At 68.3% G+C, this 26461-nt stretch carries 22 protein-coding genes; 3 read left to right on the top strand and 19 right to left on the bottom strand.

The window, feature by feature from the left end; all coding sequences use genetic code 11:
• Positions 1 to 5 precede the first annotated feature (5 nt).
• The 18 genes from OZ403_RS23350 to OZ403_RS23265 all read right to left on the bottom strand — a co-directional run bounded on the left by OZ403_RS23350 (position 6) and on the right by OZ403_RS23265 (position 23052).
• Positions 6 to 767 (bottom strand): phage tail protein, encoded by a 762-nt coding sequence (locus OZ403_RS23350; protein WP_268784900.1) that lies wholly within the window; start codon positions 765 to 767, stop codon positions 6 to 8.
• A complete protein-coding gene (locus tag OZ403_RS23345) occupies positions 761 to 2425 on the bottom strand; it encodes a hypothetical protein (protein WP_268781777.1) in 1665 nt (554 codons plus the stop codon). Before OZ403_RS23345 ends, OZ403_RS23350 begins: the two co-directional genes overlap by 7 nt.
• Positions 2425 to 4767: a putative baseplate assembly protein gene (locus tag OZ403_RS23340; protein ID WP_268781776.1), complete on the bottom strand. Its 2343-nt coding sequence runs from the start codon at positions 4765 to 4767 to the stop codon at positions 2425 to 2427. The genes OZ403_RS23345 and OZ403_RS23340 overlap by 1 nt, the downstream gene beginning before the upstream one ends.
• Positions 4768 to 5169, bottom strand: coding sequence for a GPW/gp25 family protein (locus OZ403_RS23335; RefSeq protein WP_140793188.1), 402 nt, complete (start codon positions 5167 to 5169; stop codon positions 4768 to 4770).
• A 7-nt stretch (positions 5170 to 5176) separates the two neighbouring features.
• Positions 5177 to 6721: a hypothetical protein gene (locus OZ403_RS23330; RefSeq protein ID WP_268781775.1), complete on the bottom strand. Its 1545-nt coding sequence runs from the start codon at positions 6719 to 6721 to the stop codon at positions 5177 to 5179.
• Entirely contained in the window at positions 6715 to 7413 is a 699-nt protein-coding gene (locus tag OZ403_RS23325) for a phage baseplate assembly protein V (protein WP_268781774.1), read from the bottom strand. Before OZ403_RS23325 ends, OZ403_RS23330 begins: the two co-directional genes overlap by 7 nt.
• On the bottom strand, positions 7410 to 8393 hold the full coding sequence (locus tag OZ403_RS23320; protein WP_268781773.1) for a phage late control D family protein: 984 nt from the start codon (positions 8391 to 8393) through the stop codon (positions 7410 to 7412). The genes OZ403_RS23325 and OZ403_RS23320 overlap by 4 nt, the downstream gene beginning before the upstream one ends.
• 111 nt (positions 8394 to 8504) lie before the next feature.
• Positions 8505 to 8678 carry a hypothetical protein gene (locus OZ403_RS23315; protein ID WP_174258868.1) on the bottom strand — a complete coding sequence of 58 codons (174 nt, stop codon included), beginning with the start codon at positions 8676 to 8678 and terminating at the stop codon, positions 8505 to 8507.
• A 3-nt stretch (positions 8679 to 8681) separates the two neighbouring features.
• Positions 8682 to 9929, bottom strand: coding sequence for a CIS tube protein (locus OZ403_RS23310; protein WP_268781772.1), 1248 nt, complete (start codon positions 9927 to 9929; stop codon positions 8682 to 8684).
• Between the two features lie 6 nt (positions 9930 to 9935).
• Positions 9936 to 10415: a phage tail protein gene (locus OZ403_RS23305; protein ID WP_140793178.1), complete on the bottom strand. Its 480-nt coding sequence runs from the start codon at positions 10413 to 10415 to the stop codon at positions 9936 to 9938.
• Positions 10412 to 11983, bottom strand: a complete 1572-nt coding sequence (locus OZ403_RS23300) for a phage tail sheath protein (RefSeq protein WP_268781771.1) — start codon at positions 11981 to 11983, stop codon at positions 10412 to 10414. The genes OZ403_RS23305 and OZ403_RS23300 overlap by 4 nt, the downstream gene beginning before the upstream one ends.
• A gap of 28 nt (positions 11984 to 12011) precedes the next feature.
• Positions 12012 to 12467 (bottom strand): phage tail protein, encoded by a 456-nt coding sequence (locus OZ403_RS23295; RefSeq protein WP_011554491.1) that lies wholly within the window; start codon positions 12465 to 12467, stop codon positions 12012 to 12014.
• Between the two features lie 18 nt (positions 12468 to 12485).
• Complete coding sequence (locus tag OZ403_RS23290; RefSeq protein WP_268781770.1) at positions 12486 to 14858, bottom strand: phage tail sheath family protein; 2373 nt, start codon at positions 14856 to 14858, stop codon at positions 12486 to 12488.
• A 56-nt stretch (positions 14859 to 14914) separates the two neighbouring features.
• The gene (locus tag OZ403_RS23285) at positions 14915 to 15646 is read right to left on the bottom strand and encodes a hypothetical protein (RefSeq protein WP_268781769.1); all 732 of its coding nucleotides are present in this window, start codon (positions 15644 to 15646) and stop codon (positions 14915 to 14917) included.
• Positions 15643 to 16236 carry a DUF4255 domain-containing protein gene (locus OZ403_RS23280; RefSeq protein ID WP_140793168.1) on the bottom strand — a complete coding sequence of 198 codons (594 nt, stop codon included), beginning with the start codon at positions 16234 to 16236 and terminating at the stop codon, positions 15643 to 15645. The genes OZ403_RS23285 and OZ403_RS23280 overlap by 4 nt, the downstream gene beginning before the upstream one ends.
• Positions 16237 to 16387: 151 nt before the next feature.
• Positions 16388 to 17398, bottom strand: coding sequence for a pentapeptide repeat-containing protein (locus tag OZ403_RS23275; RefSeq protein WP_268781768.1), 1011 nt, complete (start codon positions 17396 to 17398; stop codon positions 16388 to 16390).
• A complete protein-coding gene (locus tag OZ403_RS23270; RefSeq protein ID WP_140855660.1) occupies positions 17395 to 18144 on the bottom strand; it encodes a hypothetical protein in 750 nt (249 codons plus the stop codon). Before OZ403_RS23270 ends, OZ403_RS23275 begins: the two co-directional genes overlap by 4 nt.
• A gap of 3 nt (positions 18145 to 18147) precedes the next feature.
• Positions 18148 to 23052, bottom strand: coding sequence for an eCIS core domain-containing protein (locus tag OZ403_RS23265; protein WP_442929610.1), 4905 nt, complete (start codon positions 23050 to 23052; stop codon positions 18148 to 18150).
• A gap of 979 nt (positions 23053 to 24031) precedes the next feature.
• Here OZ403_RS23265 and OZ403_RS23260 point away from each other — a divergent pair.
• Both OZ403_RS23260 and OZ403_RS23255 read left to right on the top strand, forming a co-directional pair.
• The gene (locus OZ403_RS23260; RefSeq protein WP_237077348.1) at positions 24032 to 24490 is read left to right on the top strand and encodes a hypothetical protein; all 459 of its coding nucleotides are present in this window, start codon (positions 24032 to 24034) and stop codon (positions 24488 to 24490) included.
• 22 nt (positions 24491 to 24512) lie between these two features.
• Positions 24513 to 24749: an NADAR domain-containing protein gene (locus OZ403_RS23255; protein ID WP_201800624.1), complete on the top strand. Its 237-nt coding sequence runs from the start codon at positions 24513 to 24515 to the stop codon at positions 24747 to 24749.
• A gap of 89 nt (positions 24750 to 24838) precedes the next feature.
• On the opposite strand, the gene OZ403_RS23250 is transcribed toward OZ403_RS23255, so the two are convergent.
• The gene (locus OZ403_RS23250) at positions 24839 to 24970 is read right to left on the bottom strand and encodes a hypothetical protein (protein ID WP_257792112.1); all 132 of its coding nucleotides are present in this window, start codon (positions 24968 to 24970) and stop codon (positions 24839 to 24841) included.
• 330 nt (positions 24971 to 25300) lie between these two features.
• On the opposite strand from OZ403_RS23250, the gene OZ403_RS23245 reads away from it, so the two are divergent.
• Positions 25301 to 26458, top strand: coding sequence for an IS4 family transposase (locus OZ403_RS23245; RefSeq protein WP_268781767.1), 1158 nt, complete (start codon positions 25301 to 25303; stop codon positions 26456 to 26458).
• Positions 26459 to 26461: the final 3 nt, after the last annotated feature.

The following is a 26461-nucleotide window of genomic DNA, read 5'->3' as shown; positions in this document are numbered from 1 at the left end:
GGTCATCAACCTCCTTCCAATCTGGGGTCCAGGCTCGACGGGCGTTCGATGACGTCCGCGAGCCCCAGCACGCTGTGGCCCACCCGCACCGAGGTGGGGGCGGGGGCGGGCCCGACGTAGGTGTCCACGCCCACCAGCGACGCGACTCCGACGAGCAGCGGACGGCTCGCGGTGATGACGGAGACCTGCACGTGCGCGGGGGCCTCCTGCTCCGCCACCTTCCGGATGAGGCCCAGGGTCCGCGTGTCCGTGCCCTGGTGCACCAGCACCGTGAGCCGGTGTGCCAGCCGCTCCAGGAGCTGCTCCACCGCCTCCGCTTCCGCCCGGGTCCGCAGCGTTTCGTCTCCGAAGACGGCCAGGAACTCCTTGCGCGTCTCATCCCCGAGGAAGAGCGTGTCGCCCACGTAGGAGTTCCCGCTCCGGGCCAGGCCCGGCAGCAACGGGTCCTCCGCGTCCGCGAGGTCCGCGCCGAGGATGGTGGCCAGCGTGCGCCGAAGCCGGAAGTCCTCCACCACCACCACCGCGCCTCGGTTCACCGCGCCGTCCGTGACCAGGTCCAGCGCCAGGCGCAGGCCCTCGACGCAGCCGCGCCGCCGGGCGAGCGCGGGCGCGGACCGAAGCATCGCGCGCCGCTGGCTTTCGCCCACGACGGGGTCGAAGGAGAGGCCTACCCAGCTCGCGAGCCACTCCAGCGAATCACCAGGCACGTGCCCCGGGTCGGTGAGGACGTGCGCATGGGCGATGCGGTCCTCGATGGGCGTCAGCACACCCTCGACGATGCCGAGGAAACGCTCCAGGAAGTCCGCGGGAGTCGCCCGGCCGGCGGTGTCCGCGTCCTCGCCGAAGAGCTCCTCGCGATAGAGGGACGGCAGGTAGTTGTCCACGTAGGAGAAGCGCGATGCATACGCGCGCAGCGCTCCCACTTCGGGCGTCCGGCGGCCGTCGCCGAACAGCTCCACCCGCACCCACAGGTACCGTCCGGAGAGCGCACGCACCTTCGTGTGGGCGCGCTGGATGAGGACGGTGAACAGGCCACTCTCGCCCGGGGCCGGCGGCGCGGGCAGCATCCCCAGTTGGAACGGCACCTCCGACGGCAGCGGTACCCAGCTCCCATGCGGACGTCTGGATGAACAGGGGCTTCCGGGATGAGGCCCAAGCGATGCTCGTGCCAGTGCGGCGAGGCGCTGGGCGGAGCGAGGGGCGCGTCGGTGGCGGCGAGCCAGACGCGCACTCCGGTGCGTGGGGGCAGCAGCGCCTCCACGTACAGCCGGTGCCACACCGTGCGCCCGTCGCCCGAGTCGAAGGGCCGGTTCGGCGGGTTGGCGGCGCGGCCCCGCTCGGCGCACCGGGGCAGTGACAGGGCTTGAAGCGGCACAGGCGCCATGTCAGCGAGCCCCGGGGTGACGGCGTGGTGCGGAGGCTGCGCCCCCTGGAGAAAGGGACCCCCGTCATGGCCGGGCAGTGGAAAGTAGTCTCCCTGGGGAATCGCCTCTGACGCACCGGCTGGGAGCGCGTAGGCCACCGCCTCCACCTTGCCGTCGTCGAGCAGCGACAGCACCACGGCGCGTCCGTCCGGAAGGATGGCGAGACTGAAGGGCCGCAGCACGCCCGGCAGCGCGACGGGCGTGGAGAAGCGGCCCGTGTAGAAGCGCAGCCGCGCGTATGCCGCGTCCGCGGGGACACCCGCGAGCGCCGGGTCCATGACCCAGCTCAGCACCGCCAGCCGTCCCTCGGTGTCACATGCGAGTGCCACCGGCACTTCGCCAGGCCACGCGAGCGTCTCCAGCATCCGGGTCCGAGGCGGGTCCGGGTTCTCTTCCGTGGGACGGAACAAGCCTGCGCCGGAGGGAATGGACAGGATGTCCGGGAGCGGCTGCCCGTCCACCCGGCCGAGCACGGCGGGAGGTGCGTTGGGCGCGAAGGAAGGCGGACCGCTCAGGACGTAGGCGCCACCCCGCGGGTCCGCGGCGATGCGGTGCGCGGCGATACCCTCGGCCGGGAACACCACGGCGGACCACACCTTGCGCAGGTGGAGCGCCACCACGCGCTGGGCCACCGCGAGGTAGAGGACGCCGCCAGCTCCAGGTGACAGGTCCGTCACCGCGCCGGACAACCCGACCTGAGCGGGCTCGAATCGCAGGGTGGTACCAGCGCCTCCGCCCGCCGCGCGCACCTGCCCTGCCACGTCGTCCCACCACGCCCACGTGCCGAAGGCATCCACCGCGCCCGGTACGCGAGCGAGCCTGGGCTCGAGCACCGCGAGGTCGAGCGCCTCATCGAAGGTGCGGGTCTCCCCCAGACTTCCCAGCCGGAGCGTCCTGCGCTTCGCGTCGTAGAGGCACACCTCGCCAGCGGAGACCGAGCTCTCCGTGGCCCAGTCCTGCGCGTCCGCCAGCATGTAGAACCGGAGGCGGTTGGCGTCCATCAGCAGACCTCGGGGACCATGGGCACCGCCACGCCCGCCTGCGAGGAGTCCACGCCAACACTTCCCTCATCGCCGATGCCGTGGAGCATCGTCGGCACCTCCCCGTCGGCATTCACCGCCACCTTGAGCAGCTCCGGGAGCTGCCAGTCCGCGATGGACAGCTCCACCGGCGTCGTCGCGGTGCTGCCCTTGAGCTGGAGCCAGCTCGGGTTGACTGGACCCTCGGCCTGACGGACGGAGGGGGCAGGGGGCTCCACCGTGAAGCGCGCCACGTCGGCCGTGGCTCCGGCGCGGCGAGGGTCTCTCAGCACGCGCGTCACCGTTCCCCAGGCGAAGAGGCTCACCCCGGCGATGCTGGCCACCCCGGGGACCTGCGCTACCGCCACATAGAGCTCCCGGTCCTGGACGTCCCGGCCCAGCGGCCAGCCCTCTCCGGTGGGGCCTCCCGCCGGCAGCGGGAAGATGAAGCGGCGCACGGCTTGCCGCACCGCCTGCACCACTGTCTCCCTACCAAAGCCCTCGCGCACGGTGATGCCCACGCCAAGCCCCAGTGGGACGTACTCGCAGCCAATTACGTAGAGCTCGGTGGTGAGCGGACGGCGCGCATCCAGGTAGGCATGGACGGCTTCCAGCAGCGGCCGGTCCGCCCGCGGGTAGGGCGGCTCGAGCCGCGTGGCCGTGGGCAACACCATGACGGAGACGACGCCGGGAACACCGTCTCGCCGTCGCCTTGGCTCGAAGCGGGGCAGCACCTCCACGCGCCCCAACTGCACGCCGGGGGTGCTCGCCGCGAGCCGCCGGTAGTCCTCCTCCGTCACGGCCCGGTCCACGTGGCGCAGCAGCGCGGGGATGCGGCGCTCGGCCTCCGCCAGCGTCTCCGCGTCCCGGCCACCCAACGTGGGCTCCGGCTGTTGCACCCGCAGCCCCGGTGCGGGGCTTCCATCGACCCGGAAGGCGCTGATGTCTTTCAGGCTGCCAGGCGGGAGATTTCCCGCGGCGCCGCCGCCGCTGCGCATCCGGGCCACCAGCACCTGGGCACCCGCGGGAGGCACGCGTCCTCGCACACCGTCACCACAGCGGGCGGCGCCCGCCTCGGAGTCCAGGGCGTAGACGGGCTCGTCGCGCCGGGCCAGCGCGAGGTCTTCGATGAGCCGCCACTCGCGGTATCCCGCCCCTGGCTCTTCGATGAAGAGCTGGAAGGTTGCACGCTCCACGGAGCCGGAGGGCAGGCGAAACTCCTGCTCCGCGCTGCCGTCGCTCTGTCCAATCAGGCGTCCGCCGGTCGTCTCGCGCTGATCCACTTCGACCGCGTTGATGTCCACCCAGCCCAGCGCGAAGCGCTCCGGCTTGCCGCTGGGACGCAGGCGCAGCCAGGTCACCAAGCGCGCCGCGACCCTTGGGTCGTCCAGGCGGGGTGGCCGGTCGCCCAGGCCGGCGCGCGAGTCCGCCCTCACGTCATTGACCGGCGCGCCAAGGTCGGATGGCAACAGCAGCCGTACGACGCCCCGGCGGGACAGCTCCTGTGTCGAGTCCGCCACGACGGTGAGCCGGTGGTAGACCGGCAACCCGTCCGCGGCGGGCGTGCCCGTCACCTCCCAGACGTGCGGCAGCCGGCCACGCGCCCCGAGCAGCTCGGACAGGGCGGGCACCTCCATGACGGGGGAGACGCCCACGCTCAGGACGCGAGGTCCCTGTCCATTCCCCTTCGTCAGGTCTTCGCGCAGGGCCGCCACGTGTTCCGCCTTGGGGGCGAGCAGCGCGAGCCACAGGTTTCCGTCCACCGTCTCCGTCACCAGGTCCAACCCGCGCGGGTCAGCGGCGCCGAGGGGGAACACAGGCGTCGTCGCGTAGAAGCCGTGCTGGGCCTTGGGGTCCAGGCCGTAGACTTGCGCGAGCCGGGGCAGCATCGACGCGTGCTGCTGACGCTCCGTCTCCGTGAGCGGGCGCTTGCGATACGCCTCCGCGGTGAGGTGCACCACGGTCAGCTCATCCAGCGTTTCGAAGGGCACGGGCTTGCGCAACGAGGCGAAGGCCCGCAGCGACACGGACGGCTGGAGCACCTCGGTGTCGAAGTGCACGCTCACCACGCCGCTGGCGGCCTCGGCGGGACGCAGGCTCGCGCCCAGCAGCCGAAGGAAGGCCAGTCGCTGGCGCTCGGGAATCAGGTTGGCGCGGTAGAGGATGGAGTCCGCCAGCCAGGCGAAGAGCTCCAGCAGGGTGCGCCCCGGGTCGCCCACGCGGGCATGGGTCCACTCCGGGGTATGGCCCGGGATGCGGGAGAGCAGCTCCTCGACGAGGTCCGGAAAGCTCCTGTCGTCGAGTCGGGGAGGAATGATGGGCATCTAGCCTCCGAGGTCCATGGCGAGCCCGAGCTGCTGCACGTCACCCGTGCGGCGCAGGCGGTAGACGATTTCCACGCGGACCTGGGCAGGCAGGTCCGCCAGCTCCAGCACGTCCACGCGGATGAGTTCCAGGCGCGGCTCCCACTCGGTGAGCGCGCGCTGCACCAGCTCCTGGATGCGCCGGCGGGTGGATACGGTGTTGGGCTGCCCCATCATCCGCTCCAGCCCGGCGCCGAAGCCCTGTCGCATGAGCTGCTCGCCGGGACGCGTGCGGAGGATGACCTCGATGGACTGACGCACGCTGGCTTCCAGCGAAGGAAACGCCAGCTCGCCGCGTTCGTCCGGAACGAGCCGCAGCGGAAAGCCCACGGGAGGGCGCCTGTCGGGAAGCTTCGGGCTCATGGCGCGGTCAGTCCTCGAACCGCTCGCGCAGCGAGGCGGGAATGGGGATGCAGATCTTGATGAGGGCAATCCAGAAGAAGACGATGTTCAGCAGCGACAGGAAGAGGTTGAGGACGATGAAGGCGCAGAGGGTGATGATGGGAATGTTGAACCCACACAGCCACCCGATGCCCTGACCCGCGGGGGGACTGGCTGAGCCTTCAAGGAAGTCCTTCGGCGAATTCTTGTTGAGCAGCTCGTTCATCCCCGGCGGCACCTGGAAGGTGACGTTGGGCTTGAAGGCGCTCAGGTCCTTGAGTGACGGAAGGGAGATGAGGACGGGCGGCCGCTTTCCGCGCTCGTGCCAGGCGGCGATGGTGAAGGGGGCGCTCTCCTCGCTCCAGACGATGGCGGGTGGGCAGCCATCCTCGCGGTGGACCCGGACGAAGGCCCTGGCGACGTAGCGCGAGCCACGCCGCTCGAAGCGCCGCTCGGGAGGGATGAGGTCCCGCATCCGCGGCGCGGTGGCGGCCTTCGCCGCCTGGAGGATCTGGGCTGCATCCGAGGCATTGGGATGCGTCCACGAACGAGGCAACACCACCGTGCCCGTCTTCCCCTGGACGAGGACGTCCGCCAGCCCGGCGAGCGCCGTGCCCGCGGGCCGCTTCTGGCCGTTGCCATAGTCGAGCTGCACGCGGTTCATCGCCGTCATGAGCGCGGGCACCTGGAAGGCGTCGAACACCGCGGCCAGTCCACGCAGGAAGTCGATGAACAGGGAGAGCTTGTCGTGCTTCGCCTGCGGCAATCTGCGTTGGGCGACGTCCTGGTAGGTGACCGACAGTCCTTCGAGCCCTGTCCAATCCACCGTCTTTCCCGCGGCGAAGTAGGGGGACAGCAAGCTGCGCACCTGCGCGTCGTCGAAAGCGGGCCCTGTGTTGGATGCGCCCTCGGGTGCTTCACCGCTCGCCACCTGGAGCAGTCCGTACAGCACGGTGCGCTTCGCCGCGGCGCATGCGTCGGGCGGCGCGATGAAGAGCGATGTCACGGTCTCCTGGTCCCGGCTGGTGGCCCGCATGAGGCGCAGCAGCTCGCGCCGGACGTCCGCGGGACCGGAGCCCGCGGGCCCTTCGCGCCGTTTCGGGTCGGGGTCGCGCTCCTGTTCCTCTCCGTCGAGCACGACCCAGCCGGCGACCTTGCCGTCCCGCCGCACCCAGGCCTCGCGCGTATTGCCCGCTCCCACGCGGCGGATGACGAGCCCCGCGCTTTCGATTCGGGTCGCCTCGACCCGGGGCTCACCGAACACGTCGCAGCAGGCCTCCAGCAAGGCCACGTTGAACACCCCGTGAACGGGCTGGAGCAGCTTGAGCCCCTGGGGGTTGGGCGTCCCATCGGAGATGAAGGTGCCCGCCAGCGCCTTGCGGCCTTCCTCGGACCTGAGCTCGCCGAAGATGGCTTGAACGAACTCCTGGTCCAGCCGCTCGATGAACGCGGGAGCGCCGCGCTGGGCCGCCAGCGGGGCTCCGGTGGCTCCGTCGAAAACGAGCCCGCGCAGCTTGACGGGGTGGCTTACCATACGTTGCCCGCCCCTGGCGTGTACGTCACGCCCATCACCGAGTTGGTCTGCAACACGTCGCACTTCACGATGCCCGTGAAGGACGACATCGCCGCGTTGACCGTGACCTGACCGGCGCTCACCTCCACCTCACTGGCGGTGACGGACACCGTGGTCGCGGCCCGGACGGTGACGCCCTGCGAGGCGAGCGTGATGGTGTTGCCTGCTGCTTCCAGCGTGAGCTCGCCCCCGCTGGACTGGCTCAGCGTGGCGCTCACGCCTCCGGGGACTTCCAGGGTGATTTGCGCGGTGCCCTCGCTCGCTTCGACGATGGCGATGCGGCTGCCATTCCGGGCCTTGATGACGTAGCGGTCCACGCGCTTTCCACCGGGTGTCTCCGGCGGACGGGCGCTCCCGTTCCACAGGCCCCCCACGACGAGCGGCTGGCGAGGGTCTCCGCCGGCGAAGACCACGGCCACCTCGTCATCCTTGTCCGGGAGGAAGAGCGCGCCCCAGCCACTGCCGGAGAACGGCACGGCGACGCGCGCCCACAAGGCCACGTCCGCATCGGCCAGGCCCTCGGGCGCGGTGAGCAGGCGGACTTGGACGCGCGCCAGGTGTTCGGGGTCCTCCACGGACACGACCTTCGCCAGATAGGTGCCGAGCATGGCGCCCAGCAGGCGGCGCTCCTGAGCGTGTGCGGTGTCGGTCATGGCTCTCCCAGGAAGGCGCACTCGGCCTCGAAGTCCGTCTCGTAGCCGTGGAGGGTGTCGTAGCGGTGGCTGGCACGGACCACGTAGTAGGTGTTGTCGAAGCGAGCGCTCATGCCGCTGAGCCTCACGTGGGTCCCCACGCGGAGCGCGGGGGTGCCCTCCGCGGTGGCGTCGATGCGGACGAAGCGCCGGGCGCGCGCATCGAAGGCGGCCCTGGCGATGGCGGTGGCCTCGTCGCTGGTGGACACGGGCAGCGAGCCGAGGTGTTCTGTCCGAGGGCCCAGCGTCTGCTGGAGCAGCTCCGCGCCGGTACGACCCGCGCCGGGGCCGGGACGCGAGCCGGATCTCTGGCCGGAGACCACGGCGCCCTGGATGGCGTTCCACCCGGAGCAAGTGACCTGGGTGGCCTGATGCGCCAGGTCCGCCGTGACGCGCACCCGGCGCAGTTCAGAGTAGAGGGTCAGCTCCAGGGTGCCCCGGCGCACCGCGCTCCGTGGCGAGACGTGGAGCTCCTCACCCGTCACCTGCAGGTCCGCATCCCGCGTGGCCAGCAGCCGCCGCACGAAGGCCAGGTCGCTTTCGTTCCACTGGACCTGGAGGCCCAGGGACTCTCGCAGGCCTGTGATGATGGGCGTCAGGCCCAGGTCCCGGGCGAGCTTCTCCGCCAGTTCTGCCAGTGTGATGTCGCTGTGGACGTGCGTGCGCCGCGCGAGTCTTGCTTTCTGCAGTGCATCCTCGGCGAGCACGACGAACTCCGGCGCGGAGTCGTGCGAGAACACGGCTTCGACTCCGGTGATGACGCCGCGAAAAATCTCCTGAGGGGCGCTCTCGGGACCGGTGTAGATGCCGATGGGGGCCCCGAGCCTGAGCAGCTGCTCGTCCTCGAAGACCTGCTCGGCCACGGTGTCGGCGTAGCGCGCGACTGCCTCGAAGCGCAGCTCGAGCGAGCACAGGCCGCCTTCGGCTTCCTCGACCCGCATGCTGCTGACCAGACCGGTCACGCGTGCGTCGGCTTTGCCGAAGATGCGCACCGTGGGGCGGTGATGTTCTGGCTGTGACGTGGCGTCAGTCATGGGGAACGGGGAGCGGACTCAGTCGGCGAAGAGCCGGGCCTTGCGTTGCGTGATGAGCCGGATGGCGCGGGCAATCGCTGTTGGATCCACGGGAGGCGGCGTGAGCGCTGGCTCCGCGGTCGGGCGCTGGCTCGCGTCTGGCGTGGAGCCCGAGACGACGGACCCCTGGACCTCGTCGAAGACGATGGACATGGCTCAATCTCCCTCGAAGCGGAGGCGGCCCCGGGGGGGCAGGGTCGCGCCGAAGCGGGGCCTGGTGACCCGGGCGCGTCCTCCGAGTTCGAAGAGGCCGTCTCCGGTGGTTTCGTAGGTGTAGGTGTCCACGTGCCCGGTGGAGCGCACGGTCTCCATTCGGACGGAGGTGCGAGGAGGACCGGCACGCAGTCCCGCGAACGCGCCTGCTGTGGCGGAGAGGCCCGCGGAGGCCTGCGCGCCAGACCAGGCATTCGCGGTCCAGCCCGAGCCGGATGCACCCGTGGTCGCGGGGAAGTTGGCTCCAGCGGAGAAGGACGCCCCCGCGGAGAAGATCGGGCTCGACGCAGATGTGCTGGCCCCGAATGAAGCTGAGCCTCCCGCCATGGCCCCCGCGCTGAATGAGGCGCTGCCTTCGAACGAGGCGCCTGCTGAAAAGGCGCCACCGGCGGAAACGCCCGCACCCGCTGAGAAGGCTCCGCCGGCTGAGAAGCCTCCACCCGCTGAGATGCCACCGCCGGCCGAGAAGCCACCACCGGCGGCGAACACGCCACTCGCGCCGATTCCACCGCCAACGCCGAGTCCCGCCCCCGCGCTGAACCCACCTCCAACGCCGAACCCAGCACCCGCTCCGATTCCACCCCCCAGGCCCGTGCTCAGGGCACCGCCTGTTGCGAACGCGGTGGGCGGGGCTAGCGGGACGGAAGGGTCGACAGTCATCACGTCCTGGCTGGGGAAGCGCGGATTGTCTTCACTGTTCTGCTCCGCGACGGCGCGCGAGATGGGCTGGTTGCGCGCAGCGGCCATCTGCCGCGAACTTTCGCCTTCGGCTCCCCTGGAGAAGACGCGTTGCTGCCGCGTCAGGCCCACCGAGACGGTCGAGCGCAGGGGGATGCCATCGGACGCGAAGAAGTCGATGGTCTCCCGATAGGTGTCCACCAGACCGGTGAATTCGAAGGCACCCCACCGGAAGGTGACGTCCGGAGGAATCTGGCTCTTGGCGCCCATGAACTGCGCAATGCGTATCGTGTGGTCGCAGACGTTGGCGCCCGTGCCGGTGGTGTCGAAGACCAGCTCCATGGTGAGCTTCGCACTGCTCTCCGAGACGAACTGCTGGTTCTCCTGGCCCTGGGCGTTCTGGAGCTTGTTGGTGACGGTGTACTGGAGCGAGCTGGGGTTGAAATGCACCAGCACCTCTTCGCCGTTGCTCTCGTTGATGAAGCTCGCGCTCTCGGGAGTGGTGTCTGGCATGGCGCGCTAGTCCTCGAGGGAGAGTCCTTCGTGCACGAGGTGCAGCTCTTCGATACCGACGTCCGTCGCGCGGGCGTTGAAGTCGGCCGCCTTGAACTTCACCGGCATGGCGCGCTCCAGCTTGTAGGTGAGCACCGTCTGGGTCCCTCCGTCCTCCGACGGGGCCTTGAGGCGGATTCGCACGGTGCACCGGTACCCGTAGTCGCCGCCCGTCACCCGCATGAACCAGCGAGCCAGCCGCTCGCCCGACGAGAGGCCTCGCTTGAGCACCACGGTGCCAAAGCTCACCGGCCCGGCGCGCTGCACGGCGCCCAGGTTGTGGCCGCCCACGCGAATGGCCTTGGGCTCCATGGTGGCTTCCAGACCCGTGCACTCGGAGAAGGCTCCGTCCACGGGAGCCTCTTCCGGGCCACTGCCCGACAGCGGCTCGGGCTGGAATGTGAGTTCGAAACGGAAGGTGTGCAGGGGCCAGAGGTCTCCGCTCATGCGGCTTCCTCCTGCTGGAGCGACACGTCGCCCTCCAACGCGGAGAGAAGGACCTGCACCCGTTCGATTGCCGCCGCGGGAGCCAGCTCCACCAGCGCGATGAGCCGCCCGTTATCGAGGTCGTCCTGCGTCATGGTCGTCCGGTCACACCGCACGGAGAACGCGTCGCGCGGCGTCGCTCCTCGCAGTGCGCCCTCCGCGAAGAACCGGCCGAGCACGGACTCCATCCGGTAGCGCAGCGCCAACCAGGTGTCCTCGTTGGAAGGTGAAAACGTCAGGTCCGCGCCGAGCTGCCTCGCCGCTCGCAGCACCGAGGAGATGAGCCGGCTCACCGGAGCCTGACGGTGGCTGACCCTCTGGCTGGACGTCACGTCGGACAACACCTGCATCCCGCGGGGCGTGGGCCCCAGCAACGTGACGCGCTCGCCCAGTGCGCGCAGCGGCGAACCCGGCTCGCGCGGTTCCTGGTCCAGGCGTGTTGGGATAGGGAAGACCTCCCGTACCTCCGCGAGCCCCAGTCCCAGGGCGCTTCGGAAGGTGCCGCGGAGCAGTGCGTTGCGTGCCAGCACCCCCGTCAGCGTCCCGTCAGGGGCCGCCAGCCGCTCCGGAAGTCCCTCCGAGGACGCGGTCCGCAGCCACGGATAGGCGAGCTGGATGAACGCGCTCTGGAATGGGGTGAGCACTCCGCTGGCATGGAGGAACGCGCCCAGGTCCTGCGTCGCGGCGCGCTTGCCCGCGGGAGTATCGAAGACCAGGCTTGTCGAGGGCAGCGGCAGCGCCGCGACCAGGTGCGTCTCCCGCAGGCGCCTGTCGCGGAGGAGTTCGGCCACTACGGCGAGGAAGGCCGCCCAGTCCAGGTAGGCGGTGAGTCCGCAGCGAGGCGCCGCGCGCTCCGGTGTCTTCCACTCGGACCCGGTGGCCGCGCCATGCGTGGCGCATTCCACGAACCCGGGGGCACCTGCGGGTGGAAGGCGGGGGATGGGGAGTGGCTCGGGCGCATCCGCCACCAGCTCCGGCAGGTCTGGAAGGCAGAGGAAGGACACGTCCTGCAGGCCGAACAGGTGGGCCGCGCCGTGCCACGTCGTGCGGTCCACGGCGGAGGCGGAGTGCTCCATGCCGGGAGGCGCCGGCAGTCTGCTGCCCGGCAGCAGCAGGTTCAGCCGCCCGAGCCGCGTGGCGCGTTCCGCCCCTGGAGTGAGCGGGTCCGCCATGCGCACCACGTAGCACTTGCGCCCGCCCTGGACGAAGAAGGCCTGCACCGCCGCTCCCAGGGCGGTGAACTCGTCGGGAGCGGTTCCGGTGCGGGCTCGCCAGTCGAAGAGTCGCTCGAAGGCGGCGAAGCTCTCGAAGGGCAGGGGGACGTCGGTGAGCGGGGCCTGCGGGTCGTTGGGGTCCACGCGGAGCGTGGGGGCGGTCATCCACCCCTGCTCGAACAGGTAGCGCGACAGCGCGGTGGGCACGGACGCGCCCGGGCGGCGGCGGACGAAGCCCACGAAGAGGGCCACGTCCATCCGCTCGGGCGCGGTGGGCGCCACGCGCTCTGTGACTTCGAAGGTCAGTCGCCGCATGGCCCGGGAGCTCCCCCTGATGCTCCGCTCAGTCCACGTCCGGGAAGCCCATCCGCACCGTCTCCGCGGCGAGGACGAGCTCTTCCATGGCCACGTCTCCGCCACCCTTGGCGGCCAGCGTGGGGCCGGTGAACTTCATGGGCGTGACGTTCACCAACTTCCAGGACTGCACGGGGTTGCGCGCCTCGTCGAGCAAGCGGATGGTGACGGCGGCCTTGCGGCCCAGCGGGCCGTTGCGGCGGACGTCCTCCACCCACGTCCAGATGGCCCGCGAGTCGACGACGCCACGCTTGAGGGTGACGTCGCCCGTCTTGAAGGCGCCGGGCACCTTGCGCACGTGGTTCTCCGGGTCGCTGCCCTCGCGGTACTCGGAGAGGGTGACTTCGGTGCTGAGTCCGGACACGTCGGAGAACCCACCGAAGGACGTGCCGTCGAAGCTGATTTCGAAATTGAAGGCGCCGTAGGGCGTGGGGCGGGTAGGCATGGCGGCGAGTCCTTTGCGTTAGGTCCGGGCATCCGCCGTCTTCTGGCCGATGCGGAAGATGACGAACTCAGCGGGCTTCACCACCGCCACGCCGATGAGGCAGACGAGCCGGCCGTTATCGAGGTCGTTCTGGTCCATGGTGGTGCGGTCACACCGGACGAAGAACGCCTGCTTCGGGTCCGTTCCCAACAGCGCGCCGGTGCGCCACTGGTTCTCGAGGAAGCTGCCAATCGTCTCGCGGATGTTGGCCCACAGGCGCTCGCCGTTGGGCTCGAACACGGCCCACTGCGTGCCTTCGTCCACGGAGCGCTCCAGGAAGTTGAAGTAGCGCCGCACGTTCACGTACTTCCATTCCGGGTCGGAGCTGACGGTGCGCGCGCCCCACACGCGGTAGCCGCGTCCCGGGAAGAAGCGCAGGCAATTGACGCCCTGTGGATTGAGCGTCTCCTGCTGCGCGAAGTGGATGTCCTGCTCGAAGCGCAGCGCGCCACGGACCACTTCATTCGCGGGCGCCTTGAACACGCCGCGCTCGATGTCGCTGCGGGCGTAGATGCCGCACAGGAAGGCGGACGGCGGAAGCGCGATCTCACGAGGGACATCGGCCGCCTCGGGCCCGGCCAGCGGGTTGGCGACGACGACCCAGGGGTAGTAGAGCGCGGCCTTGGTCGAGTCCACCTGCGCGCGAAGTGCCAGCGCGTCCTGCGGCCCGTATCCGCGCGGCGTGTCCAGCACCGCGATGCGATAGGCACGGCGTCGCTCCGCGGCGCTGATGAGCCCGAGCCTCACTGCCTGCGCCGTCGCATACGCCGAGGAGCCTGGCGCGGCGATGATGGAGATGTCCTCCACGCCGCCCAGCCGCTCGAACGCGTCTTCGTACGAGGCCGCGCTCGGCTCGCTCCCGTCGGAACCGCCGGTGAGCGTGAAGGGGCCCGCGGCCAGCGCCGTGCGCAGGGCGAACGTGGACACGCCGTTGCCCGCCTCGAACGCGTACATCCGCTCCATCTGCTCGGAGAGCGTGGCGGGCGAAGGGGTGAGCACGTGGCCCAGGTAACGGGGATGGGCGCGGTCCACGCCCAGCCCTTCGTACAGCCGCTCCTGCCCGTCACCGTCCTGTGTGGTGACGGTGAGCGTGACGAACTGGCTGTCCCCGGGCAGCTGCTGGAACTGCGACGCGGTGTCGTTCGGCAGCGGCAACGTGTCACTGCCGTTGGACCAGGTGTCGTTCGCCTGCTTCAGCCACCAGGTCACCCCCGCGGTGCCGTCCGTCCCGGGCTCCGCGGTGGCCGCGTCCAGGCCCAGCGCGCTGGAGCTCACCGAGGCCACCTCCAACGAATGGCTGGCGCCGGGGAGCGGGTGGCTGATGATGAGCTTGTTGTCATCGACGGACGCCGTGGCGTTGGCGCCCAGGAGCGCCTGGATGTCGGCGAGGGACACCGCGCCCAGGTCGCTCACGTTGCTCTGCGGGTCCGCCGCGTTGTCGACCGTCTGTGCGGCGAGCTTGAGCTGCGGGTTGGCCGAGACCTGGATGAGGGCCCCGGTACCGCGGGTATCGGTACCCAGGAGGAGACGGCCGACGGGCGCGGCGTCATCGGCGCCGCTGAGCCGGGCGTAACCACCCCGGAGCTGCCGGTTGAGCGCGTCCACGACCTCCGCGGGCGTCAACGGCGTATCGGTGGGCAGGGTGAGGGTCTGCGCCTGTCCGCCAAGGGTGACGGTGAGCGTCTGGTTGGCTTCAAGGAACGTCGTCGTGGGGTCGAGCTCCGCCGTCGCTGCTGCTTCGGCATTGCGCCCGGAGAAGGTGAGGGTGACGTCGGTGTTCCCGTCGAACGTCAGCGTGAGCGTGGTGCCATCGGGGATGTTGAAGGGCGGGGGCAGGGTGCCTACGACGCGCGCGGCCGAGGCGGCGGTCTGATTCAGCCGGACCAGGCTGCCCGTGGGCGCGCGCCGCATGGCGCCGACCGTGGCGGGCGCGAGCACCTCCCGGACCCTGATGCTCCCGTTGCCCGCGCGGCCGGGAAACCTCGCGGTGAAGCGTGCGCGCAGGTTCGCGTCCGCGTTGGGAATGACGTCCGCGCCAGCGGTGGCGTTGGCCGGCGTCCCCGAGAAGACGCGCGCCACGTAGAGGCGGGAGCCGCCCTCGTTGAAGTAAGCGCGGACCGAGTGCGCCAGGTAGTTGGTCGTCTCCTGGGTGCCGGTGAGGTCCAGGTCCGCGAGGCCACCAAAGAGCCGGACGAATTCGGGGAAGCTCGTCACCAGCGACGGGGTGCCGGAAACGGGGCCCTTGCGTGCCGGGCCCGCGAAGCCGCTGGTGCTGGTGCTGACGCCCTCGATGGACCTGGCTCGGAAACTCGTCTCTTCGACGTAGACACCGGGTGCGAGATATTCAGGCACGCGAGCCCCCACTTTCTCGTTACGTGGCGCGCGGTCGCGCCGTCATTGGTCTGCGTTCAGAGCTCGACCCAATCGAGCTTGATGGTGGTGGTGACCTCTTCGCCGGCGGCGACGTCGAGGGTGCTGCTCAAAGGGTGGAAGTCCAGGGAGAGCGCGTCGGGGTCGGGCGGTTGTGTCGAGGCGGCCCAAGCCGCGGCCAGGCTGAAGGTGAAGTGGATGGGGGCCTCGGGGTTGCTCCAGTCCGCGATGGGAATGCCGGGCACGAGGATGAGCGCGTCACCCCGCTCGTTCGACAGGCCCCAGCGCGTGATTTCCGGGTCGGCCAGCGCGAGCGACACCAGCGCGCCGGGCAGGGGTGTGTCGTTGACGTCCACGACACGGAGCCGCACCACGGCACTTCGCGCGGACGGACGCATCAGCGGCGACGGGTAGAGCGTGACGTCGACCGGGCGAAAGACGGAGTCTGGTGGGAGCGGCTGTCCCGTGGGCGGAGCCGTTGCGTCTCGTGGCAATTCGAGCGTGAAGCTCCGGGCCAGGTAGCGGAGTGTGGGGTCGCTCGCCACCAGGGTGAAGGCGGCCGCGGCGGGAAGCGGGTCCGGCAACTCGAAGCTCGCCGCGTAGTCGGAGAAGCCCGGCGCGTCCGTCACCACGTGCAGCCCGCGGACGTTGCGAGCGAAGCGGAGGCCTTGCCCCGCGATGGTGATGGGCTCCGAGAGAGGGCGTTGCGTCTCCGCGTCGAGGAAGCGGATGGCGGCCAGGGCGCGGCTCTCGGTGCGCTCGAGCCTCATGACCTGGGCACCTCGTTCGTGAAGTCGAAGCGCCGCGCCACCACGGGCCGTCCAGCGGGTTTGCCTTGCACGTCGATGCAGACGACACGGGCGACGTACGTGACGGAAGGGCGATAGGGGCGCCGCAAGGCATCCCACATCCGCAAGATGTCTTCTTGAGGGATTTCCGCTGGGATGATTTGCACCAGCTCGTCCGGGCGCCAGACGCCCACGGGGGACAGGTCCGAGGCGCTCAACGCGTTGTGCGTGTGAAGCTGCAACATGACCCAGGCCATGATGCGGTGCTCGTCGTCGACGTTTTCAGCCCAGACCGTGAGCAGGTAATGCAGGTCCAGTGCGAGCGGCGGAGGCGCTTCCGCGCGTGGCTCATTGCGCAGGTGCTCGTTGACTGCGACGCGGTAGAGAAAGAGGGTGACGCCTGGGACTTCGACCGGAGGGGTGTTTGTCTCGCTTCCAGCCATCTTTCCGCTTGGGACGAGCTCGAAACGGCACGTGGGCAGGCCTTCGGGCTCGTGAGACAACTCGTAGGCGTGTCTCAGATATGAGACCAGCGAATCGCCTACCGAATAGATGGCGGAAAAGCCGGCCACGTTGGTCCCCCCAAGTGCACCGCGTGTATGTTCTAAAGGTGAATGAGATTCGCCTTCGAGTATGGATATGGTGTCGAAATATCCACGTTGAGTCAAGTCACCTCATGCGGTGGGTGAAATATCTGAGACCTGTTGAGACGGTGGGAGATGCCTATCGAGGTGCCTGAAGCCGGTCGAGCAGCGCGCGGACGATGTCTTCGGCGTTCGAGTCAAGCCCCTCGAGCAAGGCCTTCCATTCCGCGGGCGGCTCATCGCCACGCTGTTCCAGGGCGGAGAGCAGCGGTTGGACGCGTGCGGTCAGGTCCGGGAGTTCAACGCCACGGGCGCCGAGGTCCTGCTGCAGCGAGCCGAGGAGTTGTAACAACTCGGCGGGTGTCTCAGGGCCTCGTGTGGCTGCGCCGTGCACGCTGCCTGGCGCGGAGCGCAGCGCGTGCTCCATCAGGTTTCCGAGCCAGGTGGCCATCGCAGGGGCATCGAAGTTCTCGGGCGCGCTGGGCGGGATGCCCGTATCGCTGGGCTGGGAGCGCGGCGGGGTGGCGTCCTCCGCATCGAAGCGGGCGCCGGTGCGGTCGCACCCGTTCCACTGCACGCCGTCCACGATGGCGCCTCGGAAGTCCGCGTGGCGGAAGCTTCCGCCTGACACGTTGGCACCCGTCAGGTCGGCGCCGCGAAAGTCCGCCTCGTCCAGCCGCACGTCCACGAGTGACGCGCCCGTGAGGTCCGCGCCCCGTAACTCCACGCCGACGCCTTCCGCGCCGTCGAGCACGGCTTCGCGGAGGATGGCGCGTGAGAACGATGTCTCCGAGAGCCGGGTTTTGCTCAGGTTGGCTTGGGACAGGTCCGTGCCGCGCGCGGAGCTGTCCTCGAGGCGGGCCTCGGAGAGCCGAGCCCGTCGCAGGTCGGCGCCATCGAGCCGGCACTGCCGAAGTGTCGCACCTTCCAGCACGGCTTCCTCGAGAACCGCGCGCTCCAGCGAACAGGCGGAAAGCTGGGCGCCGCGCAGACTCGCGCCGTGGAGGTTGGCCTGGCCCAGGTCCAAGCCGTCTCCACGCAGTCCGTCGAGTGGGGCGCCAGCGAGGTCCGTACTGTGAAGCTGAAGGTCCCGCGCGCGAGCCTTCTTCTGGAGAAGGGCGTGGAGGATGTCGCGCGCGCTGGCGGTCATGTCTCTCTCCGGCTCATGAGTCCGAGTGCATTGAGCTTCTCATGCAGCCGGACGATGAGCGCCGCGGCGCCATCATCGCCGGGGCCCGCGGTGTCGAACGCTTCGACGAAGACACTGGCGACTTCGTGCGCCTGCTCAGGTGTCAACGCGGGGGGGACGAGACGCCGCGCAACGGGGCGGCTCTCATACACGTGTCTCAAGCGCATCGTCTCGTGGGCCAGCCCTTCGCTGAGGGGGCCGACCAGGGCACGGGCGGCTTGTTCCTGGGACTCGTGCTTGGGGCGCCAGAAAGACCATTCGAAGAGGGTCTCGTTCAGCGACGTCATGAGGATTTCCCACTCGTAACTCGAGGGCTGCACGGGGCCAGGGAGGTCGACGACCAACCAGCCTGCGAATTGGCTCCCGAAGCTACGGGTGAGCTCCTCGGTGCTCTGGTTGGGAGGGCTTCGTCGCGAGAGTATGTCCTCTCCCTCGATGAGCTGCGGTTGGAATGGCTGCATGTGGGCGCTGCTCATGGCCGCTACGAGGTCGACAGGCATGAGCTTGGCCTTGAGGTTCAACTCCCGCTTCTTGTACCCACGTGCGTCCACGATCGCCCGGTGCACCACCTCAATGGAGGCGGCAGGTCCCTCGAACTGAAGGGGCACGAACTGATCTTTGTACTCCGCGTTCAGGCTGACGACGATTTCATCCTGGGCGGAGACGGATGGCGAGGACGACGGAATGACCAATCGATAGCGGAACATGGCTCAGTCTCCTACCGTACCAGTCGAGGTGGTCGCCGGGAAGCCAGCCCGTGCTCGGGTCCGTTGAATGACACCCAAGACATAGAAGAAATGCTCTGGGTCCTGGCGATAGAGAGCCACCATGGTGCTCGGGTTTTCGAAATGCTCGAGCCCCATGGTGACGACCTCCGTCTCTGGGCCTGGGTAGACTTTCCCGACGTACTTGTGGAAGAACCCACCTTCATGGGCAAATTCATTCGCCTTGTAATCCGTAGAATCGGTGAGTTTGTTGATGGATTCCGTGTGAATTGGATCGCCGGGCTGAACGAACCGTCTGGCTCGCGCTTCAACGAAAGACTTCGACGCGGTCGAGACCACAGGATCGACATGTTCGATGCGGTGGCCCAGTTCGTGGTGTATTTTCCCGGAGGAGGGGGATGCGCCAACGTTGAGCCAATTAGGCGCGTGATAGTATTCCGGTCGGACATCCATTGGGCCGCCGAGCTTGGTGACGGTCATGCCGTCATCTGGGGCGTTGCCCGTCATGCGGTAATGGTCGGCGATGTCGGCGCGGATATCGGCTTCGGTGCGGCCGAAGTCATGGATTGTCTTGAGGCCCTTCTCCGTAAAGGTTGGTTTGGCTGCAATGGCCGCCGCGGCCGGACTGTCGGCACCGAGGAGTGCGGTGCGCAACTCGCTCATGACCTTCTCTGCAGGTTGCTTGTTCGCCGCCGACCGCGTTTCGCGCGCCTTTCCCGCCTGGTAGCGACTGAGCCTTAGCGCTTCGTATTGTTGGGCAATGTCGGCCTCAATGCGCTGGATTTCTGCTTGATTGGCTTTGTAGTTCTTGCGCAGCGAGGCCAGTCTGGCCTGCGTGATGGGGTCGTTGACGAGCGCAGCCATTTGCTCATTGATGCGTGCCACGTGCTGCTCATAGGATTGGTGAGACCGGTGGAGCAGCATGTCGAGTCGGTGTTGCATCCCATTGGAGATGCTCTCCATGAAGTCTATTCCGCCCTTGATGAAGTCAAGATGCGGTGAACTTGAAGTCGGAGAATGGATGTCTCCGGACCAGCCGAGCGTTTGTCGTGCTCTGCCTTTCGGGTTCGTTTCGATGTCTTCGTAAAAGTCGAGATTGTCTTCGCTCTTCTTTCCGGGAGTGTTGGACGCGGCGCCCTGGGAGGTGGATTCCGCTTCGGCTTGAGCGCGTGGAGGTGCACTTGCTCCGACCTCCGAGTGGAGATCAGTTGGCTCGACATCGGCTTCGGAGCGGGGGGGCAAGTCGGTCTCAGCAATGTCTTCTGCGCGGGGCGTAGACTGCGTGGCTGCCCCATCCTCGGGCTGCGGAGTCTTCGTGGCTTGCGCCTCTGCCTCGGGGCGTGGCGCCGTGCTGGCGTCAGCGTCGGCCTCGGGACGTGCCGTCGTAGTGCTGTCGGTCTCGGCCTCGGGGCGGGGACTTACGGTCGTCACGGCCTCGCTCTCCGCTGGAGGCCGGGGAGTGATGGACTCGCGGAAGGCACGGGCCCTCGATCCGGGCACGACGCCCGCGCCGCGAGCCATCCACCGTTGCTGAACGCGCTTGATGCGAGGGACTTCGCCGAAGCCGCCGGTGACGACGGACATGAGCACCGACATGCCCAGCGCATTCCAGGAGAACTCGCCCGTGATGAGCTGGGTGGCGACTTCCAGCACCGCATCTGCGGCGATGTTGGCCACGAACTGAAGAGCCACGTTCTTGACGGCGTTCTGGATGATGGCGCCCGCACCCGCGCCAACGATGCCGCCAATCGCGCCCATCAACGCGGCCTTGCCCACGCCCGCCATGAGGCGCTCGCCCGACGCCCAGTTGTTGAGGACCTGGATGGCGGCCGACGTCGCCGCGCCGACAATGGCACCACCCACGATGGTTCCAATGGTCGCGGCTGCCGCGGTGGCGCCCAGCGCGCTCGCCGCCGCCCCCACCGCGCCAATGACCGCCGGGCCCACGACCAGTGCCACCACGATGACAATGGCGATGATGAGCACCACCGCCAGCACGCCCTTCCAGGCGGGCTGTTCCTTCGACGCCGCCTCTTGGGCCTGGACGGGAATGTCGCAGTCGAGCTGCGCCTTGGAGGCGCGGAGGCTCTGTTCCAGCGCGTCCGCGGAGTCCACCAGTGCGCTCTCGACGTGGGTGAGAATCGTCGTGCAGGTCGTCTGGAAGCCGGTGGCCACGGTCTCCAGGCCGGTGGCTCCGTCCGAAGCCACCTGTTGTGCTTGCGTGGTGAACGCGTCGCGCTGCTGGCCGAAGCTGGTGGTCGCTCCTGCTGCCAATGCGCCCATGGAAGCCGTGAAGGAATCGACCAGGGCCGCTGTCGCTTCCTCGGAGGACTGGCCCAGCCGCAGCATGGCCTCCAGTCCCTGGTTTCCCACGCCGTCCACGCGCTCCAGGGCGCCGGCGGCTCCATGCTCCACCTGGGAGACGAGGCCATCCAGCCCACCTTCAAGCCCGCCCATGGCTTGCCCGAGGATGCGCTCCAGGTGTTCGCCCTCTGGAGCGGACTGCGTGGCGAACAGGTCGCGCACGCCCGTGAGCGCCTGCACCAGGGTGTCGATGGCGCCCGTCACGGCGTTCTGGATGGACGTCGCCGAGGCGAAGGCCGCCAGCTCGATGAGGCTCTGTTGCAGGTAGCCCGTGTCATTCACGGACTGGCGCTGGTCGTGTTCGTGGCGGTCCAGTCGGGCCAACTCGGCGATGAAGGCCGAGTCGACGGAGGCCATCATCGAGTCGCGCGTGGTCTCCGCCTGCGTCAGGGCTTGTGTCCGGCTGCTTTCGAGCGCGGTGACGAGTTGCTCGTACTGCGTGTCGAGCGTCTCGCGGGCACGGCGGGCGGCGGCGATGACGCCGCAGCGGTCCCGCTGGCGCCCCTTCATCGCCTCGCCGGCCTGCTTCGTGGCCGTGTCCACCAGGCTCTTGCGATAGCCCTTGGCCGTCTCGCGCGCGGCCTTCATCTGGGCCTCGGCGCGGCGATCGGTCAGATAGCCCGCGAAGAAGCTGTCCTTCTTGTTGATCTTGCAGCCTTCGTATTCCTCCGCGTACTCCTCGCCGAGCTGGATGCACTCATCGCCCACTGTCGGACCGAGTGCCTCGTGGGCAATGCGTGCCTGGGCGTAGAGGGAGTTGACGCTGTCCAGCGTGCCGGACTCCTGCTCGTCAACGAGAAGCACTCCGGAGTCGTAGACGGCCCGGAGCGACTCGAGCGCACTGTCAGTCTCCGAGTGGATGGTGGAGACGGTGGTCGAATGCTCGGACAGGACTTGCTGGCGGGCGCCCTCGGCCTGTGCGGTGGCGGCGACGCGTGCCTGCTCCACGCTGGCGCTGATGGCCGCCTTTTGTTCCTCCATGGAGGCGGAGATCGCGCTCTTGTACGTCTCGGCGAGCGCACCGATGCGGGCTGGAACATCATCCAGCGTCAGGAGAACCGCGTCCTCGATTCGATTGGCCGCCTGAAGGAAGAACGCGTCCGCGCGTGAGTTCGCGTCAACACGTCGCGCGTCGTCCGCCGAGGTCGCACCCGGCGCTGGGACGAACTGCACGCCGCCTCGGAGCGAAATGGCACCTGCCCCTGCATTGGCGAGCGAGGCGGACGCACTGCCATACGCTGCCACGGCATCCCACCGCTGGACTTCGGTCGTGGCGATGGCTTCGTCCAGCGGCGCACGAGCGGCTTCATTCGCGGTGTCTTCCGCCGGGGCTCCGCCACTACCCCCAGATGCCTCCGAGGACAGTGAGGCCGCGTCGTCACCCGTGGGGGCCCCTTCCGCGGAAGCGTCCGAGGCTTCGGAGGCGGAAGCGTTGCTTTCCAGCGTGGACTGCGCGGGCGCCGCGGCTTCCGTGGAGGAGGGCGCCTGCTCGGAGATGGCTTCCTCGATGGGGCAGTTGTCCTGCTCCTCGGCATCGGGACTGACACTGGAGGCGGCTTCCTGCGACTCCGTGGGCGCTGGCTCGGGAGGCTCTTGGTCGGGCTCCTCCTCCGGCTCTTCAATGTCCTCCGTGTAGCAGGTTGCGCTCTGGGGGCCTCCGCCCACGCAGGCCTGTGCGCCATCGGTACCGCCAGGAGGCGCGACCGTGTCGCTCGTGGGCTCTGGTGGACCGGAAGTCAGTGCATCCGTCGCGGGGCCCGCCGCGGCGCCAAGCGCGCTTCCAGCGGCCCCCGAGCCGCTGTCGGTGGACTGTCCATCCTGGGCCGCGCGGGCTTCGGTTGATTCGCGCGAACCGCCGTTGGAGGTGCCACCGCCACCTCGCGGCCTGGGCATTCGGGACGGTGCCGCAGGCGGTTCGAAGAGGCGGTGGACGTTGGTTGCGAGGAAGGGCTGGACGGGCGCTGCGCTCGGAGACGTTCCCGTCACCGGAGGACCGGAGGGGCCCACCGTCCGGTCGAGGATGGGCTCGGCGGTTTCGCCTCGGACCACGGCGTCAGCGGCCTCATCTGCCTGGCGCTCGTAGGGGTCTCCTGGGTGACCGACGCCGTCTTGGAGCTGTACGCCGGAGCGCTGCTGAACAGCGTGTGCCGCTTCGTGTGCCGCCAGTCTCAGGTCGGGTGGGCCACGAAAGGCGATGCGATTGCCCATCGTGAAGGCATGGGCTCCCATCCGGTCGCTCGCGAGCGCTGCATCACCTCCCACACGGGCTGTAACGTCTGACAGGTCATGGCGGCCGAACGCCTGCTGGAGCTGTACGAAATGGGGAAGGGGAGCGCTGGCATCCTTCACACCTGCATGGGCCTCGCGCTGGATGGCCGCGGGCCGTGACTCCACGGTGCCTCCGGCCGCCTGCGGCTGCACCGCGTCCTTCTCCCCGCACGCCGCGCACGGGCCGCCTCCGGACTCACACGCCGCGCACTTCGCCTGGACCGGAGGTCCGAGGGGGGACGCCAATCCACCTCGCATGTAACGCGGGACACCCGATGCGGAGTTGGGGCGGGCGCGTGCGCCAGGGCCACTCTCGCCGGGCCGCCCGCGCAGGAAGGCGGGAACGCCAGGCGCAGACCGCTCCGACGGCGCGCTCTCAGGACGTCTGGATGAATCCGAAGGCCGGGTCGACTCACTCCGGCGTACCGACTTTGACGTCGCTCGGCTCACGGATGCGCGCCCCCTGGTGATTCATACCGGAGGAGTTCATGGGTTCACTGTCAGTGTCAATGGGTGGCGCTGTCGTGAACTGAAGCCGACTGTGAGAGCCCGGTGGGGCAGTCGATTTCGTCGGCGCGAATCCCAATCCGACCTGGCAGGTTTGGAATTGACGCAGCCGGAGCATGCTGGGGCGCGGGTGGAGCGTGTTCAAGCAGAAGCAGTTTGGAGCAGGTCTCTAACACGTCTCAGTGTTTCAACGAGCCCCGCGACGACGTCGTGATGTTCTACGCCTACTTGCGGATAGAGGGGGATGGTTGGAACCTTGTTGCCGCTGGGATCGCTACGAATCATTGGAGGTGATTTCAGTGCAAATGAGTGGAGTGCTTGAAGGAGTTTGGGCCACGATTCCGGCTGGCTTGCCTCGAAGAATGCTCATCGAGCGCGTGCAGGAGTCGCCTCCCTCCTTCCAGATTCTCAAAGTGTGAAATCGTCCGAGTGGTGTGTTTCACGTGAATTAACTCGCCGTATGCGCGGTCCCATGGGGGCCGACGGCGCTCGCGGGTGCTCGTCGGCATTTTCGCGCTGTTGGGGCCGCGAGTTCAGGGCCGCAGCTCGCGAGAGCAAACCCTCGGATCAAAGGACTCATCCTGTGAATACGTCGTTCATTCGTTGGCCGTGCGCGCTTGCTGGACTCTCCCTCGGGGCCCTTCTCGTTGCTTGTGGAGGTGACTCGGAGCCGTCCAATCCGAACGGAGATGGAGATGGAGATGGAAATGGAAATGGAAATGGAGAGGAGGTGCCTGTCACGGAAACGACGGTGAATGGCAGGCCCGCGAGCGAGTACTACGCACAGTTCGCCTATGAGAAATACGCTGGCGCCCCGGGTGGCGCGGTTGCGTTCCCCGCCCAGCGGGATGGCATCAACCTGTTCGCCGCGACCGCCTATCTGAAGCAGGACAAGAGCTTCATCCTCTACTACGCCGAGGGCGCGGGGACCGTGCGTTCAAATGGCTACACCGCCGAGATTCCTCTCTCCCGCATGTTCAAACGCACCGGCGTCTGGAGGGTCAGTGGAGGCTCGTTGAAGCTCGGCGACCTGATGACCTGCCAAGGCCTCAAGGTGGACGGCAACGACGCGCTTCTCTGCACGCTGGACCGGACCATCGGCTATGCGGACGCGGTGGGGAAGACCGCGACGTTCACGCGCTCGACCAACTCGTCGCCGAATGACAGGCAGTGGGCCGACTACCAGTGAAGCCTGGGCTCCCTGCGAGGTCATGTCAGGAACTCCATTTCAACTAAGGAGCACTAGCCGGGCTGTCCTCGCGAAGTTCGAGACGCACGCGGACGCTCGCGAGGAGTTGCTGTCCACCCACGACGAGCAGCTCATCGAGAAGACCACCGATGAGTACTACTGGGGCGGCGGCTCCACGGGCACCGGGAAGAACCGGCTCGGGCAGTTGCTGATGGAGGTTCGCTCCCTCCTGCGCGAGTGCGCGCAGCCTGGGGGCTGAAAGCAACGGGGCCGGAGACCGCTGAACGCTCAGCGGCTTCCGGCCCCGTTCTCGTGTCACGTCCGGCCTCAAGGCCGTGGCGGGGGCGCTCAGCGCGCCTCGCCGGACTTGCGCGCTTCCTCCAACTCGTCCCAGATGCGCACGTTCTTCGTTTCCTTGATGCGTATTCCGGTGATGGTGAGCACCCATTCCAGCTCGAGCCGAGCAGCCGTTCCGGCCATGGCGAGCAGTCGGAGCGTCAGTGACGCTGGGACGTCCCGTCACTTCACCTGCTTACGAGTCTTCGTTAAATTCGCGTCCACCTTGATATGTGTTTGGGTTGCGTCCCAGCACCGCGATGACGGGCATGCTGTTGAGGATTTGGGAGCCGTCAGCCATGACCTGAACCTCCAGAGCTTCACGCGCTGCCCAGGGTCAAGTCCCGAATCGTGTGTAGTTGGTTCGGAGGGGGGCGGGGGCTGAGCGATCCCCGCATTTGAGCGAGGGGAGAGCCAGGCGCCTACCTGACAGCTCCGTGCGGAGTGGAGTGGTGAGGTGCAGGAGGAGAGGCCATGCTGGTACGCAAGGTGGCCATCAATGAGGGGCAGGTGCGGGCGTTCCTGGAGAACTTGTTCGAGGAGGACCTGCACGCCAAGCGGGTGCTGTCGCTGTCGCATGCGACGTTGGGCGTGGTGCACGCCGCGTCCTTGTCGGTGCACACCATTGGCCAAGCCCTGGCATGGGCCCGAGGCGGCGTGCAGAAGCACGGCATCAAGCAGGTGGACCGGCTGCTGTCCAACGAGGCGGTGGACGTGTGGCAACTGGCGGCCTCGTGGGTGCCATACGTGCTGGCCGAGCGCACCGAGGCGGTGGTGGCGCTGGACTGGACGGACTTCGAGGCCGATGACCACACCAATCTGGTGGCCAGCCTCGTCACCTCACACGGGCGCGCCACGCCCCTGCTATGGCTGACGCTGCAGAAGAGCGCCCTGACGGGCAACCGGGCCCACGCGGAGGATGAGCTGCTGCTGCGGTTGAAGGAGTGCGTGCCCGACGGGGTGAAGGTGACGATACTGGCGGACCGGGGCTTCGCGGACCAGCGGCTGTATGCCTTGTTGGCACAGGCAGGCTTCGAGTACGTGGTGCGCTTTCGCAAGGACGTGCGGGTAGAGGTGGAAGGGGGCCACCAGCGTCCGGCGGCCGAATGGATTCCAGCCAGCGGGCACGCCAAGAAGCTAACGGACGTGCATGTCACGGCGGACCGGGCACCGGTGCCCGCGGTGGTGCTGGTGCACCAGAAGGGCATGAAGGAGCCTTGGTGTCTGGCCACCAGCCTGGACGGCGCCAGCGCTCGCCAGGTGGTGGACCTCTACTCCCAGCGCTTCTCGTGCGAAGAGACGTTCCGTGACGTCAAGGACTTGAGATTCGGGATGGGGCTGTCCACGGTGCGTGTGAAGAGTCCCGAGCGCAGGGACAGGCTGCTGCTGGTGAGCGCACTGGCCCAGGTGCTGCTGACGCTGCTGGGCGCTGCCGGGGAGAGTCTTGGCATGGAGAAGGGCTTGAAGGCCAACACCGTCAAGACGCGCACCTACTCGCTCTTCCGTCAGGGCTGCATGTATTACCAAGCCATTCCCATGATGAAAGAGGAGCGCCTTCGGCCTCTCGTCGAGCGCTTCGCCGAACTCCTTCACGGCCATCGGGTTTTCCAAGAGGCGTTCGGCCTCATATGAGGG

This window comes from Myxococcus sp. NMCA1 (assembly GCF_026810205.1).
Classification (GTDB): Bacteria; Myxococcota; Myxococcia; order Myxococcales; family Myxococcaceae; genus Myxococcus; species Myxococcus xanthus_A.
This window is presented reverse-complemented; position numbering and strand designations above follow the sequence as displayed.

Excerpts from the sequence above, each read along its gene's own strand:
- OZ403_RS23345 (WP_268781777.1), bottom strand. The coding sequence starts at position 2,425 with ATGGACGCCAACCGCCTCCGGTTCTACATGCTGGCGGACGCGCAGGAC.
- OZ403_RS23340 (WP_268781776.1), bottom strand. The coding sequence starts at position 4,767 with ATGCCCATCATTCCTCCCCGACTCGACGACAGGAGCTTTCCGGACCTC.
- OZ403_RS23335 (WP_140793188.1), bottom strand. The coding sequence starts at position 5,169 with ATGAGCCCGAAGCTTCCCGACAGGCGCCCTCCCGTGGGCTTTCCGCTG.
- OZ403_RS23330 (WP_268781775.1), bottom strand. The coding sequence starts at position 6,721 with ATGGTAAGCCACCCCGTCAAGCTGCGCGGGCTCGTTTTCGACGGAGCC.
- OZ403_RS23325 (WP_268781774.1), bottom strand. The coding sequence starts at position 7,413 with ATGACCGACACCGCACACGCTCAGGAGCGCCGCCTGCTGGGCGCCATG.
- OZ403_RS23320 (WP_268781773.1), bottom strand. The coding sequence starts at position 8,393 with ATGCGGGTCGAGGAAGCCGAAGGCGGCCTGTGCTCGCTCGAGCTGCGC.
- OZ403_RS23315 (WP_174258868.1), bottom strand. The coding sequence starts at position 8,678 with ATGTCCATCGTCTTCGACGAGGTCCAGGGGTCCGTCGTCTCGGGCTCC.
- OZ403_RS23310 (WP_268781772.1), bottom strand. The coding sequence starts at position 9,929 with ATGCCAGACACCACTCCCGAGAGCGCGAGCTTCATCAACGAGAGCAAC.
- OZ403_RS23305 (WP_140793178.1), bottom strand. The coding sequence starts at position 10,415 with ATGAGCGGAGACCTCTGGCCCCTGCACACCTTCCGTTTCGAACTCACA.
- OZ403_RS23300 (WP_268781771.1), bottom strand. The coding sequence starts at position 11,983 with ATGCGGCGACTGACCTTCGAAGTCACAGAGCGCGTGGCGCCCACCGCG.
- OZ403_RS23295 (WP_011554491.1), bottom strand. The coding sequence starts at position 12,467 with ATGCCTACCCGCCCCACGCCCTACGGCGCCTTCAATTTCGAAATCAGC.
- OZ403_RS23285 (WP_268781769.1), bottom strand. The coding sequence starts at position 15,646 with ATGAGGCTCGAGCGCACCGAGAGCCGCGCCCTGGCCGCCATCCGCTTC.
- OZ403_RS23275 (WP_268781768.1), bottom strand. The coding sequence starts at position 17,398 with ATGACCGCCAGCGCGCGCGACATCCTCCACGCCCTTCTCCAGAAGAAG.
- OZ403_RS23270 (WP_140855660.1), bottom strand. The coding sequence starts at position 18,144 with ATGTTCCGCTATCGATTGGTCATTCCGTCGTCCTCGCCATCCGTCTCC.
- OZ403_RS23265 (WP_442929610.1), bottom strand. The coding sequence starts at position 23,052 with ATGCGAGGTGGATTGGCGTCCCCCCTCGGACCTCCGGTCCAGGCGAAG.
- OZ403_RS23255 (WP_201800624.1), top strand. The coding sequence starts at position 24,513 with ATGTCAGGAACTCCATTTCAACTAAGGAGCACTAGCCGGGCTGTCCTC.
- OZ403_RS23250 (WP_257792112.1), bottom strand. The coding sequence starts at position 24,970 with ATGGCCGGAACGGCTGCTCGGCTCGAGCTGGAATGGGTGCTCACCATC.
- OZ403_RS23245 (WP_268781767.1), top strand. The coding sequence starts at position 25,301 with ATGCTGGTACGCAAGGTGGCCATCAATGAGGGGCAGGTGCGGGCGTTC.